Raw genomic sequence first — 14,381 nt, 5'->3', positions numbered from 1 at the left:
TGGGGTCAAGTCTGACATTCGGACACGAGCTCTGCCGTAGACGCGCGTCTACGGCAGAGCTCGTGTCCGAATGTCAGACTTGACCCCATTTTATAAGTTGCGGCGGCTGCTGAATTCGCGGCGTTCGCCGCTCAGCGGGTCGGTGAAGGCGATGCGGCGGGCTAGCAGCTTCAGCGGTTGCGAGACGTCGTCCTGCTTGCAGGGCAAGGCTACCGGGTAGAACGCGTCGTTGATGATGGGGATGCCCAGCGATGACAGGTGCAAGCGCAGCTGGTGCTTGCGCCCGGTGTGCGGGTGCAGCCGGTACAGCGTGCAGTCGGCGCGGTGCTCGATGACGTCGATCAGCGTTTCCGAATTCGGCTCGCCCGCCTCTTCCTTCATGATGAAGAACTTGTCGCCGTCCACCATGCGGCTGCGATACGTGAAGGGGAACTCGCGGCCATGCAGGCGCGGCGCCAGCGCTTCGTATTCCTTCTCGATCACCCGCTTCTGGAACATCGACTGGTACGCGCCCCGGCTGTCCTGCCGGCGCGAGAAGATCACCACGCCGGCCGTCTCGCGGTCCAGCCGGTGAATCGGCGTCAAATCCTGTTCGCCCAGCTTTTTCTTCAACCGCACCAGCAGCGTCTCGTGCAGGAAGCGCCCGGTCGGTATCATCGGCAGGAAATGCGGCTTGTCCACTATCACCAGATGCTCGTCCATGAACAGCACCTCTTCCTCGAACGGAATCGGCGTCTCGGCATCCAGCTCGCGGTAGTAGAAGATGCGCATGCCGCGCCGGTAGGCGCTGTGCGGCGTCAGCGCGTTGCCGTCGCCATCCACCACCTCGCGCCGCACCATACGGTCGCGCCACGACGCTTCCGTCACATCGGGATAGCGCGCCACCAGGAAGGTCAGCAGGTCCGGCCATTGCCCTTCCGGCAGCCACAGGTAACTCGGCGCGACACCGTCGCGCATCGGCAGTGGTGCGCGCGACATTACGAGCGTGGCAGCGCCAGCGAGTGATACGGCGGCAGCGCGTTCGGGTCCAGCCCCTTGGCGCGCGCGTACACCGGCAACACCAGGTACATATTCTTCTCCATGTCCTCGATGCGCTTGCTGCCGCTCGGGTGCGTGGACAGGAAGGGCAGCGGCTGACTCTTGTTCACCGCGCTCATTTTCTGCCACAGCGCGATGCCAGCGCGCGGATCGAAACCTGCCCGCGCCGCCAGGTCCAGGCCGACCAGGTCGGCCTCGCTCTCGTCGCCGCGCGAGAAGCTCAGCGCCGCGCCCTGCGCCACCATGCCGGCCGCCGCGTCGCCCAGGCGCGGGTCGACGCCGAAGTAGGCCGAACCCAGCGCGCCTGCGATGCGCGCGCCGACCGAAGTGATGGTGTTCTTGCCGGCCTGCTCGCGCGCGTGCTCCCGCAGCGCGTGGGCGATCTCGTGGCCCATGACCATTGCCACTTCGTCGTCGGTCAGGTTCAGCTTGACCAGGATGCCGTTGTAGAACGCGATGCGCCCGCCCGGCATGCAGAAGGCGTTCACCGTCGGCGAATTGAGCAGGTTGACTTCCCACTTCCAGTTGGCGGCGTCCGGGTTCCAGCGCGAGGTGAACGGGATCAGCCGCTTGGCGATGGCGCGCAGCCGTATCAGCTGCGGGTTGCGCTCGGTGGCGACGGCGTCCTTCTGGTGGGCCTGGGCCAGCATCTGGTCGTACTGCAGCTTGGATTGCTGGTCGAACTGGCGGGCGTCGCCGCCGATGCCGCGCAGGCGCGACATGCTGGTCACGGGAATGCCGTCGTCCTGCGCGTGGACGGCCACGGGCGCAACGGCGCCGGCGCAGCAGACCAGCGCCAGCAAGGCGGCGTTGAATTTAAGCTTTTTCATTCCTGGTATTCCATGGTGCGATTTTCGGTAGCATCATCATGGCAGGAAAAGCCAGGATGAAGCACACAATAAAGAACCAGAACCAGCCGGTTTCCGCCACTATATACCCGACCGAGGAGTTGATGAATGTGCGCGGTACGGCGGCCAGACTGGAAAACAATGCGTACTGGGTGGCAGTGTAGCGCGGATCGGTGGCACGCGACATGAACGCCACCAGCGCCGCCGCGCCCAGGCCCGGACTGGCGAAGGCTTCGAAGCCGAAGACGGCGCTCAACAACAGCGGATCGGGGCCGGTGCGGGCCAGCCAGGCGAAGCCCAGGATGGCCAGCGCCTGCATCACGCCGAACACCCACAAGGCGCGGTTGATGCCCAGCTTGATCATCCAGATGCCGGCGACGGCGCCGCCGGCCAGCGCCGCCCACCAGCCGGTGGCGTTGGCCGCCAGGCCGATCTGCTTGGTGGTAAAGCCGATATCGAGGAAGAACTTGGTCGACAGCGCGGTGGCCATGCTGTCGCCGATTTTATACAGCAGCACGAAGGCGATGATCAGCAAGGCCTGGTTCCAGCCGTCGCGCTGCACGAATTCGCGGAACGGCAGCACCACGGCCTCCTGCAGGTTCTTCGGCGGCGCGCCATACACGGCGGGCTCCTTGGCCAGCAGCGTGCAGACAAAGCCTGGCAGCATGAAGGCGGCCACGATCCAGAACACGGCCTGCCACGACATGCTGTCCGCCAGCACCAGCCCCAGCGCGCTCGGTATCAGGCTGGCGGCCTTGTAGGCGTTGACGATGATGGCCGCGCCCAGGCCCTGCTCGTTCTCGGCCAGGATCTCGCGGCGGTAGGCGTCGATCACCACGTCCTGGCTGGCCGACAGGAAGGCGATCAGGAACACCCAGCCGGCGATCAGCGTCAGCTCCTGCTTCGGATCCAGCATGCCCAGGCCGCCGATCACCAGGAACAGCGCCAGCTGCGTGAGCGCCATCCAGCCGCGCCGCCGGCCCAGCGAGCCGATGGCGTAGCGGTCCATGAACGGCGCCCACAGGAACTTGAACGTGTACGGGAATGTCACCAGCGCGAACAGGCCGAGCGCCTTCACGTTCAGCCCGGACTTGGCCAGCCACGCCTGCATCAGGTAGATCAGCGTGTACAGCGGCAGCCCGGAGCTGAAGCCCAGGAACAGGATGGAAACGGTGCGGCCATTCAGGTAGGTGCGCCAGCCGGGCGCGCTCGTTGGCTGCATCATCAGTGGCTGGCCTTTTTACGCAGGCGGAACACGGCAAGGTCGCCGCGCAGGTTGGGCAGGAACGACACGCGGTGCCCTTCGGCCAGCGCCACGCATTCGATCACTTCCAGCCCGCACTCCTCCGCCAGGTCGCGGAAGTCGTTGATGGTGGCGCAGCGCACGTTGGGCGTGTCGTACCACTCGTACGGCAGCGATTCCGACACCGGCATGCGGCCCTTCAGCAAGGCCACGCGGTGCGGCCAGTAGGCGAAGTTGGGGAAGGAGACGATGGCCTCCTTGCCGACGCGGACGATGTCGCGCAGCAGCGGCTCCACATGCTTCATCATCTGCAGCGACGACAGGCACAAGACCGTGTCGAAGCTGTCGTCGCCAAACAGGGCCAGTCCCTTCTCCATGTCCTGCTGGATCACGCGCACGCCGCGTTTGGTGCTGTCCAATACCTTGTCGTCGGCGATCTCGATGCCGTAGCCGCTGCACTGCTTGTCGCTCTGCAGATAGTCCATCATCACGCCGTCGCCGCAGCCCACGTCAAGCACGTGGGCGTTCTTGGGTACCCAGTGGGCGATGAAGGCCAGGTCCGGCCGGGCGCTGCTTAAATCGTTGAAGTTCATGCTGCCGCTTTCTCGTTAATGTCGTTCCACACCTGGTCGTAGTAGGCGCGCACCAGCTTCATGTAGCGCGGGTCCTCCAGCAGGAAGGCGTCGTGGCCGTGCGGCGCGTCGATCTCCGCGTAGGTGACCTGGCGGCGGTTGCTGATCAGCGCCTGCACGATCTCCTGGCTGCGCTCCGGCGAGAAGCGCCAGTCGGTGGTGAACGAGGCCAGGAAGAACCTGGCCTTGGTGCCGCTGAGCGTCTTGGCCAGGTCGCCGCCGTGCGCGCGCGCCGGGTCGAAATAGTCGAGCGCCTTGGTGATCAGCAGGTAGGTGTTGGCGTCGAAGTATTCGCTGAACTTGTCGCCCTGGTAGCGCAGGTAGGATTCGATTTCGAAATCGACGCCGAAGCCGAACTTGTAGTCGCCCGCCTCGGCAGCGTCCCTGAGCTTGCGGCCGAACTTCTCCGCCATGTCGTCGTCGGACAGATAGGTGATGTGGCCGACCATGCGCGCCACGCGCAGGCCGTTCTTCGGCACCACGCCGTGTTCGTAGAAATCGCCGCCGTGGTAGTCGGGATCCGACAGGATGGCCTGGCGGGCGACGTCGTTGAAGGCGATGTTCTGCGCCGACAGCTTGGCGGTGGACGCGATCACCACGCAATGTCGCAGGCGGTCCGGGTACATGATGGACCAGGCCAGCGCCTGCATGCCGCCCAGCGATCCACCCATGACGGCGGCGAACTGCGTGATGCCCAGCGCATCGGCCAGGCGCGCCTGGGCGTTGACCCAGTCTTCCACCGTCACCACCGGGAAGGCCGCGCCGTATGGCTTGCCGGTCGCGGGATTGACGTGCATAGGCCCGGTCGAGCCGAAGCACGAGCCCAGGTTGTTGATGCCGATGACGAAGAACTTGTCGGTGTCGAGCGATTTGCCCGGGCCGACCATATTGTCCCACCAGCCCTGGCTTTTCGGCTGGCCTTCGTATTCGCCGGCCACGTGGTGCGAGGCGTTGAGCGCGTGGCAGACCAGCACCGCGTTCGATTTGTCGGCATTGAGGGTGCCGTAGGTTTCATACATCAGCATGTAGTCGCGCAGCGAGGCGCCGCTCTGCAGCGCCAGCGGCTGCGCAAAATGCATGGTTTGCGGAGTAACGTATCCTAAGGATGGCATGTGGTTTAGTTTTTATAGGGGTCGGCCCCGCGGGCCATCTATCAAGGTGGGACCGCGAGGATGGGTCCCACCACTTGCTACATCAACTGTAATTGTTCGACCGCGTCTGCAATCACGTTGGGTTCCATCGAGCGCATGATCTTGCGGGTTTGCGGCGTAATGAGCGCAAGGTCGCTGTTCAGGATTTCCTGCTTGACCGACAGCAGCTGCGCAGGGTGCATCGAGAATTCGCGCAAGCCCATGCCCAGCAACAGGCGCGTGAGCTTGACATCGCCCGCCATCTCGCCGCATACGGCCACGTCGATCCCGGCTTTATGCCCGGCCGCAATCGTCATCGAGATCAATTGCAGCACAGCCGGATGCAGCGGATTGTAAAGGTGCGCGACCTCATAATCAACCCGGTCGATCGCCAGCGTGTACTGGATCAGGTCATTGGTGCCGATGGACAGGAAGTCCATCCGCTTGACGAACATCGGCAGCGCCAGCGCGGCGGCAGGGATTTCGATCATGGCGCCGACGTCGACGTCGTCGTCGAACTTGACGTTGTGCTCGCGCAGCTCGGCCTTGGCTTGGGCGATCATCGCCAGCGACTGGTCGATCTCGAACGCGTGCGCCAGCATCGGGATCAGGATGCGCACCTTGCCGAACGCCGACGCGCGCAAAATGGCGCGCAGCTGCGTCAGGAAGATCTGCGGCTCGGCCAGGCAGTAGCGGATCGCCCGCAAACCCAGCGCCGGATTGAGCGCCGTGTGCTCGGTCTGGTCGAGCGGCTTGTCGGCTCCGATGTCGAGCGTGCGGATGGTCACCGGCCGGCCCTTCATCGCCACCACCGCGCGCTTGTATTGTTCGAACTGCTCGTCCTCGGACGGGATGCGGCTGTTGCGGCCCATGAACAGGAACTCGGAGCGGAACAGGCCCACGCCGTTGGCGCCCGCCTCCATCGCGGCCGGGCAATCGTCGGGCAGCTCGATGTTGGCCATCAGCTGGATCTCGACGCCGTCCCTGGTGACGGCCGGGGTCTTCTTGAGTTTATTGAGCTTCTTGCGCGCGCGGGCGGCGGCGCCCTGGCGTTCGCGGTACTGCTCCAGCACCAGCGCGCTCGGATTGGCGATCACCACGCCGGCGTCGCCGTCGATGATCAGCCAGTCGTCCTGCTCGATCAAGGTCGAAGCGCCGGACATGCCGACCGCCGCCGGAATATCCAGGCTGCGGGCGACGATGGCGGTGTGCGAGTTCTGCCCGCCGACATCCGTGACGAAGCCGATGAAGGAACGGTCGCGGAACTGCAGCATGTCGGCCGGCGAGATGTCGTGCGCGACGATGATCATCTGCGCCTGGAAGCCGTCCTCGCCGGTGGTGGCGGGCAGGATCTGCGCGGTGCCCATCAACACCTTCAGCACGCGCTCGGCGACCTGCTGGATGTCGGCCTTGCGCTCGCGCAGGTAGGGGTCTTCGATTTCGTCGAACTGCGCCGACAGCTCGTCGATCTGGGTCAGCAGCGCCCACTCGGCGTTGTAGTGGCGGGTGCGGATGATGTCGAGCGGCGCTTCCGAGATCATCGGGTCGGACAGGATCAGCGCGTGGACATCGATGAAGGCGCCCAGTTCGGTCGGCGCATCCTTCGGCAGCTCGTTCCACAGCGTCTGCAGTTCCTTGTGCACCTGCGCCAGCGCCTGCTGCAGGCGCGATACCTCGGCCTCCAGATGCTCTTCCGCCACCAGGTAGTGCTTGACGTCCAGCGCCGCCGGCGCGAGCTTGTGCGCGCGGCCGATGGCAATGCCGCGCGAAACCGGGATGCCATGCAGGGTGAAGGAAGCCATAGGCGGACCTGTGGGGGTACGGGGACGGCTGCGTTCCGCCGGCATTACTCGCCTTCGCCGAACTTGTCGTTGACCAGCGCCGTCAGCGCGGCGATGCAATCGCCCTCGTCGGCGCCGTCCGCTTCCAGCATGACCTTGGCGCCCTTGCCGGCGGCCAGCATCATCACGCCCATGATGGACTTGGCGTTGATGCGGCGCGCGTTGCGGGTCAGCCAGACGTCGCTCTGGAATTTAGCTGCCAGTTGGGTGAATTTGGCGGAGGCACGCGCATGCAAACCAAGCTTGTTGATAATCTCAAGTTCTTGTTGAATCATTTTTCTTTTGTCTCAATCAGAAATGCGCACTGCAAAAAACCGCCGCCATGCATGCAAGCGGCGGCCACATAAATCCGGCCTCAGGGCTGCCCGACCCTGATCCGGTTGTCGACGCGCACTGCTCCGCTCTGCGCGCCGGCCAAGGCCATCTCGACCACCACGTCCAGCGTGTCGCGGCGGTAGGTGATGGCGCGCAGCAGCATCGGCAAACTGATGCCCGCGATGACCTCCACCCGGCCGGCGTCCGCCAGACGGTTACAGCAATTGGCGGGCGTGCCGCCTTTGACGTCGGTGATGACCAGCACCCCGTCGCCATCGTCGAGACGCTTGATCGCCGCCGAGGCCAGTGCCTGGACTTCAGCGAGGTCCTGGTCGGCGACCACGTCGATCGCCTCCAGGCGCTCGGTCGGACCACGGAACACATGGGCGCAGGCGGCAATAAAAGCCTGGCCCAGTGGAGCGTGCGTCATAAGCAGTATGCCAACCATATTCTTAAACCGCCAGTGAGCGCGGACGTTTTTTGACGGCGTCCGGCATTATTGTTAATTTTTAAGTTGTTTGCCCTGCGCCACGGCCGCTTCGACGGCGTCGAGGAACATCGCCGCCACCTGGAAGCCCGTTTGCTGGGTGATTTCCTGGAAGCAGGTTGGACTGGTGACGTTCACTTCCGTGAGGCAATCACCGATAACATCTAATCCTACCAGCAACAGGCCACGGGCGGCCAGTATCGGGCCCAGGGCGTTGGCGATTTCGGCGTCGCGCTCGGTCAGCGGCTGGGCCACGCCCATGCCGCCGGCCGCCAGGTTGCCGCGCACTTCGCCGTTCTGCGGGATGCGCGCCAGGCAATACGGCACCGGCTTGCCGCCGATGACCAGGATGCGCTTGTCGCCTTGCACAATTTCGGGGATGTAGCGCTGCACCATGATGGTGCGGGCGCCGTTGTCGGTCAGCGTTTCGATGATGGAGCCGAGGTTCATGCCGTCGGCCGTCACGCGGAACACGCCGGCGCCGCCCATGCCGTCCAGCGGCTTGAGGATGATGTCGCCGTGGTGTTTCTGGAAGGCGCGGATGCGGGCTTCGTCGGAGGTCACCAGGGTCGGCGACGTGTACTGGCTGAACTGGGCGATCGACAGCTTTTCGTTGTGGTCGCGGATCGCGGACGGCTTGTTAAACACCTGCGCGCCCTGCTTTTCAGCCAGCTCCAGCAGGTAGGTGCCGTAGATGTACTCCATGTCGAACGGCGGATCCTTGCGCTGGATGATGGCGTCGAAATCGCCCAGGTTGGTTTCGTGGGCCGGCGCCGCGCGGTACCAGTCGTGGCTGTCGCCGGTGATGGTGATCACGGCCGCGTTGGCGTAGACCACGCCGCCGTCCAGCGCCATGTCGTTTTGCTCGAAGGCGTAGACGGTGTGGCCGCGCTTGGCCGCCTCCACCATCATGGCGTAGGTCGAGTCCTTGTAGGTCTTGAAGCTGGCCAAGGGATCGGCGAGGAAAGCTATTTTCATGGGCGCATCCATTCTGGGTAATGCCTGATTTTAGCCGAGATTCGCCGGCGGCACCGGGGAGCGGACCAGTCCGCTCCCCGGGCGCTTAGTACACTTCCGGGTTCGGATCGGTGCGTTCCATTTCCAGCGACGCCGCCAGCAAGGCCAGCCGCGCCACCACGCCGTACACGTAGAAACGGTTGGGCGCGGCCGTGCCCGGCTTGGCCTTCAGGTCCGGCACCGCGTGCTGCTGGGCGAACGCCAGCGGCACGTACTGCGAGCCGGGCGCGTTGAGGTTCTGGTCGATGCCCTTCTCGGCGTGCACGCGGTAGAAGCCGCCCACCACGTAGCGGTCGATCATGTAGACCACCGGCTCGGCCACCGCGTCCTTGATGCTCTCGAAGGTCGGCACGCCTTCCTGGATGATGAAGTCGGTCACTTCCTTGCCATCCTTGATGACGATCATTTTGTCGCGCTGGGCCTGGCTCAAGTCCTTGATTTCGCTGGAATCCTTGATCGTCAGGATGCTGGTGCCGTAGGTCCCGGCGTCCGGCTTGACGATCACGAACGGCTTCTGGTCCTTCATGCCGTATTCCTTGTACTTCTTCTTGATCTTGGACAGCAGCGTGTCGACATTGGCGGCCAGGCAATCGTAGCCCTCGCCGGTGCGGAAGTTGACCGCGTCGCACTTGGCGTGGAACGGGTTGAGCATCCACGGATCGACGCCGATCAGCTTGCCGAACTTCTTGACCACCTCGTCGTAGGCGTTCATGTGGTTGCTCTTGCGGCGCAGGGCCCAGCCGGCGTGCAGCGGTGGCAGCAGGCTTTGCTCGTGGATGTTCTGCAAAATGTCAGGAATGCCGGCCGACAGGTCGTTGTTCAGCAGGATCGTGCACGGGTCGAAGTCCTTCAGGCCCAGGCGGCGGCCGTTGGCCGAGCGCACCAGCGGCTCGACCACCAGCATGTTGCCGTCCGGCAGAGGCAGCGGGGTCGGCTGGGTGATTTCCGGCGACAGCGAGCCCAGGCGCACGTGCAGGCCGGTCTGGCGGAAGATCTGCATCAGCCGGGCCACGTTCTGCCAATAGGTCGGATGACGCTCGTGCACTTCCGGAATCAGCAGCAGGTTGCGGGCGTCGGGGCAGTACTTGTCGATCGCGGCCATGGCGGCCTGCACCGACAGCGGCAGCATTTCGGTCGCCAGGTGGTTGAAGCCGCCGGGGAACAGGTTGGTGTCGACCGGCGCCAGCTTGTAGCCGGCGTTGCGCATATCGACCGAGCAATAGAACGGCGGCGTGTGTTCCTGCCACTCCAGGCGGAACCAGCGCTCAATGGCCGGCGTCGCGGCCAGGATTTTTTCTTCGAGGTCGAGCAGCGGTCCGGTCAGGGCCGTGGCGAGATGGGGAACCATGATTACTTCCTTAAATGATGCGGGAGGACGACCCTCCAGGCACGCAGAACATCGGATATTACCGTGCAGATAGCCCAAATCGGGGCGAAAACCCTATTTTAAAGGCGGGAAATAAAAAAAGCGCCTACAAAGAGGCGCTTTCGAGGGGCCCGCCGTGGCGGGCCTGTGCAACGTTATCAATCAGGCATAGGTTTAAGCGTGATACGCGGACTCGCCATGGCTGGTGATGTCCAGGCCTTCGCGTTCCTCTTCTTCCGGTACACGCAGGCCGATGACGATGTCGACCAGCTTGTAGGCGATCAGCGAGACGATGGCCGACCACAGGATGGTGGTGCCGACGGCGGTCGCCTGGATGGTGACCTGGCTGACGATCGAGTACGGATCGGCCGACATCTTGTTGGTGACGTAGTCGAACACGCCCTGGCCGCCCAGCGATGGCGAAGCGAACACGCCGGTCAGCAGCGCGCCCATGATGCCGCCGACGCCGTGCACACCGAACACATCCAGTGAGTCATCCGCGCCCAGCAGGCGTTTCAGGCCGTTCACGCCCCACAGGCAGACCACACCAGCCAGCAGGCCGATGATCAGCGCGCCCATCGGACCGACGTAACCGCAGGCCGGGGTGATGGCCACCAGGCCGGCAACGGCGCCCGAAGCGGCACCCAGCATCGAAGGCTTGCCCTTGACGATCCACTCGCCCAGCAGCCACGACATGGTGGCGGCGGCGGTGGCCAGCAGCGTGTTGACGAAGGCCAGCGCGGCGACGTCGCCCGCTTCCAGTGCCGAGCCGGCATTGAAACCGAACCAGCCCACCCACAGCAGCGAAGCGCCAATCATGGTCATGGTCAGCGAATGCGGCGCCATGGATTCGCGGCCGTAGCCGACGCGTTTGCCCATCATGTAGGCGCCCACCAGGCCGGCGACTGCGGCGTTGATGTGCACCACGGTGCCGCCGGCGAAGTCCAGCGCGCCTTTTTGCCAAAGGAAGCCGGCCTTGGCGGTTTCGGTCGCCAGGGTTGCCGCATCCTTGATCGCGTCAGGACCGGTCCAGAACCAGACCATGTGGGCGATCGGCAGGTAGGCGAAGGTGAACCACAGCACCACGAAAGCCAGCACGGCGGTGAACTTGGCGCGTTCGGCGAAGGAGCCGACGATCAGGCCGCAAGTGATGGCGGCGAAGGTTGCCTGGAACACCACGTACACGAATTCGGGAATGACGACGCCTTTGCTGAAGGTGGCGGCGGTCGAGAACGTGGCCTTGGCCGGATCCCAGATGCCGTTCAGGAACAGACGGTCGAATTTACCGATGATGGAATTGCCTTCGGTGAAGGCCAGCGAGTAGCCGTACACGCACCACAGTACGATGATCAGCGCGAAGATGGTGAACACCTGCAGCAGGATGGACAGCATGTTCTTGGAACGGACCAGGCCGCCGTAGAACAGCGCCAGGCCGGGAATCGACATCATGATGACCAGGATGGTCGACACCATCATCCAGGCGGTGTCGCCCTTGTTCGGGACAGGTGCTGGCGCTGCGGCTGCAGCGGCGGCCGGTGCCGCGGCAGGCGCAGCGGCGGCGGCAGGCGCGGCAGCTTCAGGCGCAGCCGGAGCCGGCGCGGAAGCGACCGGCGCCGAAGCCGCCGGCTTGGCGTCCTCGGCGTGCACCGGCGCGGACAGCGCGAACAGGACGGCAACCCCAGCCAGCAACGTTGTTATAGTTTTTTTCATCAATCTTCCCCTTAAAGAGCTTCGTTGCCGGTTTCGCCGGTACGAATACGTATGACTTGTTCCAGGTTGTACACGAAGATCTTGCCGTCGCCGATCTTGCCGGTGCGGGCAGCGCCTTCGATGGCTTCGATCGCCTGTTCAACGACGGCGTCATCCACCGCCGCTTCGATCTTGGTCTTCGGCAGGAAGTCCACCACGTATTCCGCACCGCGGTACAGCTCGGTGTGGCCTTTCTGGCGACCGAAGCCCTTGACCTCGGTCACGGTGATGCCTTGCACGTTGATCGCCGAGAGGGCCTCGCGGACCTCATCGAGCTTGAACGGCTTGATAATGGCGGTAATCAGTTTCATACAGGCCTCGCTTAGAAGGTTTTGGAAATGGTCAGGACAGCCCCGGTTTTGGCCAGGTTCTTCCCGTCCGGTCCGACGTAGGCTTTCGTGTCGGCATAGACCGCCGCCAATGCCACCGTCACTACGCCGAAATCTTTGGTCACGCCCAGCTTGTAGTCGGTATAGCTGGAGGCGCCGTTGTGTTTTACGTTCTGGTGGCCGGCGTGCGCGTTCAGCACGTAGCCGTCGGTCAGTTCGAAGTTGCCGGAAGCGTCGAGGTAGCCGCTGTTCTTGCTGTCGGCAAAGCCGAACAGGTTGGTGGTCGACTGCGAGTATTTCAGCGTGACCGGGCCGTAGCCGACTTGGCCGTACAATTCGAAGGTGTTGGCGTTTGGATGCAGGCCGTTGGACGGATAGTAGTAGTACAGGCCGCCGACGTCGTAGCTGACGTCCTTGACGATCTCGCCGCGCTTGCCGGCGTACAGATCCCATTCGACATTGCCATCGCCGCCCGCATCCTTGGTCCATTTGATGGTGGACAGCCAGGTACCGGCGTAGAAGCCGGTTGGATTGTGCGTGTAGTCCGCGCCGCCCTGCAGTGCAGGTTTCAGGCGGCTTTGCGATACGCCGCGGTAGCGGTAGTCGCTGACAACGGCAGCGTTGAAGCTGACTTCGTTGTCTGGTTTCGCTTCCGGCGCGGGTGTCGCGTCTTCGGCGTGCGCCAGGCCGGCGCTCATGGAGGCGAATGCTAAAGTCAACGCTGCGATCAGGGTGAAGTTCTTGCTCAAGCTTTTCATAGTTGTTTTCCTTGTGTAGTTGAACTTATTTAGCAGTTGCGGTTTAAAATCCTGTTTGAAGCGAAGCGATAAAGCGTTCATGACTTCTTTAGCAGAATGCGTGCCAGCTAATCTTGTCGAGGTGATAGCTGCCGTAAGGACATCGGCAACGGGACCGCATTTGAAAGAAATGTGAGAATGGGATGGGTGCGGCGGTGATTTTTTCGAATTTCGCACCACAATAAGGCCGAAGCGCACTGCAATGGTGCAGTGTCAGGCCGGTTAGATCAAGGAATATTATGGATATGAATACTTTTTTCAATGACTTGCAAAGCAAGATCAATCAGGCCATCGAAAACTCACCAGCAAAGGACATCGAGAAGAACGTCAAGTCGATGATGACCCAGGGTTTCGCCAAGCTGGATCTGGTGACGCGCGAGGAATTTGACGTGCAGGCGCAAGTGCTGGCCAAGACCCGCGCCAAGCTCGAAGCGCTGGAAGCGCGCCTGGCGGAACTGGAAGCCAAGGCCGGTCAGCAGTGACCCACGCTGGCGCCCGCCCCTGCGGGCAGGCGCCAAAACACGACGGCGGGCTGCCTCAGAAGTTGTGGTGGATGCCCACGCCGTAGAAATTGACCGACGTGACAGCCTTGCGGTTGGAGGCGTCCACGTACAGGAAAGTGCGCTTCGACAGTCCGTATTCGTAGCCCAGTCCTATCTGCTTGGTCGGCACGGCGCCGTCCGGCGTCTTGCGGCCATAGCCCGCCAACAGGGTCCCCGGACCGATATCCAGGTTGGCGCCAACCACCCACGCCTTGGTGACCGGATTCACGGCCACCGTATGCTCCTGATCCTGGCTTTGATACGAAGCCACCAGTTTCAGGTCCGGCCGCGCCTGCACCGAGCCGGCCACCGACCACAGTTTTGTCTCGGCCGCGTTACGCTCGGCCGCCAGCATCGCCGCGAAGATGCCGGCGCGGTAGGTGGCCGAGACCGAGTACGGGTTGCTGTTCAGCGTGGTGTTGGCCGCATACTGCGGCGCCGCCTGCGTGCCACGGCCGATCAGCGCCGGATTGCCGTTGGCCTCGCGCGTGGCGACCGTGACGTTGAGCTGCAGGCCTGCTACCTCCGGCGAGTTGTAGAACACCGCGTTGGAAAACCGGTTGGCCGACGAGCCGGCCGGATCGAGCGGCTGGCTGGTGTAGCCGGCCACCATCAGGTCGGTGATGAAGCCCGCCGTGCTAGGCGTGCCGCGAAACGGTTCGAACGCCACGTTCGAGTCCTGCAGCGCCGTCAGGCCGCGTCCGATGCGCACCGTGCCGAAGCTACCCTGCAGCCCCACCCTGCTCTGCCCCTGGAACAATGGACGGCTGGTGCCCTCGATGGTGCCGACATCCGGGTCGTAGCGTATCTCCAGCTGAAACAGCGCCTTCAAGCCATCGCCCAAGTCCTCGACACCCTTGAAACCCAACCGGTTGTTATCGCGGCGCCCTTCGCTGAGCGTGGAGCCGGTCTTCTTGAACACGCCAAGGTCGATGTTGCCATACACCGTGACAGCCGACTGGGCCTGCGCCACACCGGCGGTGGCCGCCAGGACGGCCAGCGCGGTAAACGATTTATACGATTTGTTCATAGATCCTTTTTCTTTTT

Annotated in this window: 15 protein-coding genes; 1 reads left to right on the top strand and 14 read right to left on the bottom strand. The window is 63.5% G+C overall.

Annotated features, from left to right (window positions below):
• Positions 1-90 precede the first annotated feature (90 nt).
• The 13 genes from ACUJB0_RS09320 to ACUJB0_RS09260 form a co-directional block, all read right to left on the bottom strand.
• Entirely contained in the window at positions 91-978 is an 888-nt protein-coding gene (locus ACUJB0_RS09320) for a pseudouridine synthase (RefSeq protein WP_444844985.1), read from the bottom strand.
• Positions 978-1,868, bottom strand: coding sequence for a M48 family metallopeptidase (locus tag ACUJB0_RS09315; RefSeq protein ID WP_444844984.1), 891 nt, complete (start codon positions 1,866-1,868; stop codon positions 978-980). Before ACUJB0_RS09315 ends, ACUJB0_RS09320 begins: the two co-directional genes overlap by 1 nt.
• Positions 1,855-3,108: an AmpG family muropeptide MFS transporter gene (locus ACUJB0_RS09310; RefSeq protein WP_444845553.1), complete on the bottom strand. Its 1,254-nt coding sequence runs from the start codon at positions 3,106-3,108 to the stop codon at positions 1,855-1,857. Before ACUJB0_RS09310 ends, ACUJB0_RS09315 begins: the two co-directional genes overlap by 14 nt.
• A gap of 2 nt (positions 3,109-3,110) precedes the next feature.
• On the bottom strand, positions 3,111-3,722 hold the full coding sequence (gene metW / locus ACUJB0_RS09305) for a methionine biosynthesis protein MetW (RefSeq protein ID WP_161098331.1): 612 nt from the start codon (positions 3,720-3,722) through the stop codon (positions 3,111-3,113).
• Positions 3,719-4,873: a homoserine O-succinyltransferase MetX gene (metX, locus tag ACUJB0_RS09300; RefSeq protein WP_444844983.1), complete on the bottom strand. Its 1,155-nt coding sequence runs from the start codon at positions 4,871-4,873 to the stop codon at positions 3,719-3,721. The genes metW and metX overlap by 4 nt, the downstream gene beginning before the upstream one ends.
• Positions 4,874-4,950: 77 nt before the next feature.
• Complete coding sequence (ptsP, locus tag ACUJB0_RS09295) at positions 4,951-6,693, bottom strand: phosphoenolpyruvate--protein phosphotransferase (RefSeq protein WP_444844982.1); 1,743 nt, start codon at positions 6,691-6,693, stop codon at positions 4,951-4,953.
• 44 nt (positions 6,694-6,737) lie between these two features.
• The gene (locus tag ACUJB0_RS09290) at positions 6,738-7,007 is read right to left on the bottom strand and encodes an HPr family phosphocarrier protein (RefSeq protein WP_117012806.1); all 270 of its coding nucleotides are present in this window, start codon (positions 7,005-7,007) and stop codon (positions 6,738-6,740) included.
• Positions 7,008-7,087: 80 nt separating this feature from the next.
• Positions 7,088-7,495 carry a PTS sugar transporter subunit IIA gene (locus ACUJB0_RS09285; protein WP_444844981.1) on the bottom strand — a complete coding sequence of 136 codons (408 nt, stop codon included), beginning with the start codon at positions 7,493-7,495 and terminating at the stop codon, positions 7,088-7,090.
• 54 nt (positions 7,496-7,549) lie between these two features.
• The gene (gene gshB / locus ACUJB0_RS09280; protein ID WP_444844980.1) at positions 7,550-8,512 is read right to left on the bottom strand and encodes a glutathione synthase; all 963 of its coding nucleotides are present in this window, start codon (positions 8,510-8,512) and stop codon (positions 7,550-7,552) included.
• Between the two features lie 85 nt (positions 8,513-8,597).
• Positions 8,598-9,899, bottom strand: a complete 1,302-nt coding sequence (gshA, locus tag ACUJB0_RS09275; RefSeq protein ID WP_444844979.1) for a glutamate--cysteine ligase — start codon at positions 9,897-9,899, stop codon at positions 8,598-8,600.
• A gap of 192 nt (positions 9,900-10,091) precedes the next feature.
• Positions 10,092-11,627, bottom strand: a complete 1,536-nt coding sequence (locus ACUJB0_RS09270) for an ammonium transporter (protein ID WP_444844978.1) — start codon at positions 11,625-11,627, stop codon at positions 10,092-10,094.
• Positions 11,628-11,638: 11 nt separating this feature from the next.
• Positions 11,639-11,977 carry a P-II family nitrogen regulator gene (locus tag ACUJB0_RS09265; RefSeq protein ID WP_092279474.1) on the bottom strand — a complete coding sequence of 113 codons (339 nt, stop codon included), beginning with the start codon at positions 11,975-11,977 and terminating at the stop codon, positions 11,639-11,641.
• Between the two features lie 11 nt (positions 11,978-11,988).
• Complete coding sequence (locus ACUJB0_RS09260; RefSeq protein ID WP_161088023.1) at positions 11,989-12,753, bottom strand: TorF family putative porin; 765 nt, start codon at positions 12,751-12,753, stop codon at positions 11,989-11,991.
• 278 nt (positions 12,754-13,031) lie between these two features.
• Between ACUJB0_RS09260 and ACUJB0_RS09255 the strand changes: the two genes are divergently transcribed.
• A complete protein-coding gene (locus ACUJB0_RS09255) occupies positions 13,032-13,274 on the top strand; it encodes an accessory factor UbiK family protein (RefSeq protein WP_161088022.1) in 243 nt (80 codons plus the stop codon).
• Positions 13,275-13,329: 55 nt separating this feature from the next.
• Here ACUJB0_RS09255 and ACUJB0_RS09250 read toward each other — a convergent pair whose 3' ends face one another.
• Entirely contained in the window at positions 13,330-14,364 is a 1,035-nt protein-coding gene (locus tag ACUJB0_RS09250; RefSeq protein WP_444844977.1) for a porin, read from the bottom strand.
• Between the last annotated feature and the right edge of the window lie 17 nt (positions 14,365-14,381).

Origin of the sequence: Duganella caerulea, from assembly GCF_040362985.1 — a bacterium.
Classification (GTDB): Bacteria; Pseudomonadota; Gammaproteobacteria; order Burkholderiales; family Burkholderiaceae_D; genus Rugamonas; species Rugamonas vulcania.
Note: the sequence above shows the minus strand (reverse complement) of the source record. Positions and strands in the feature narration are given on the sequence as shown.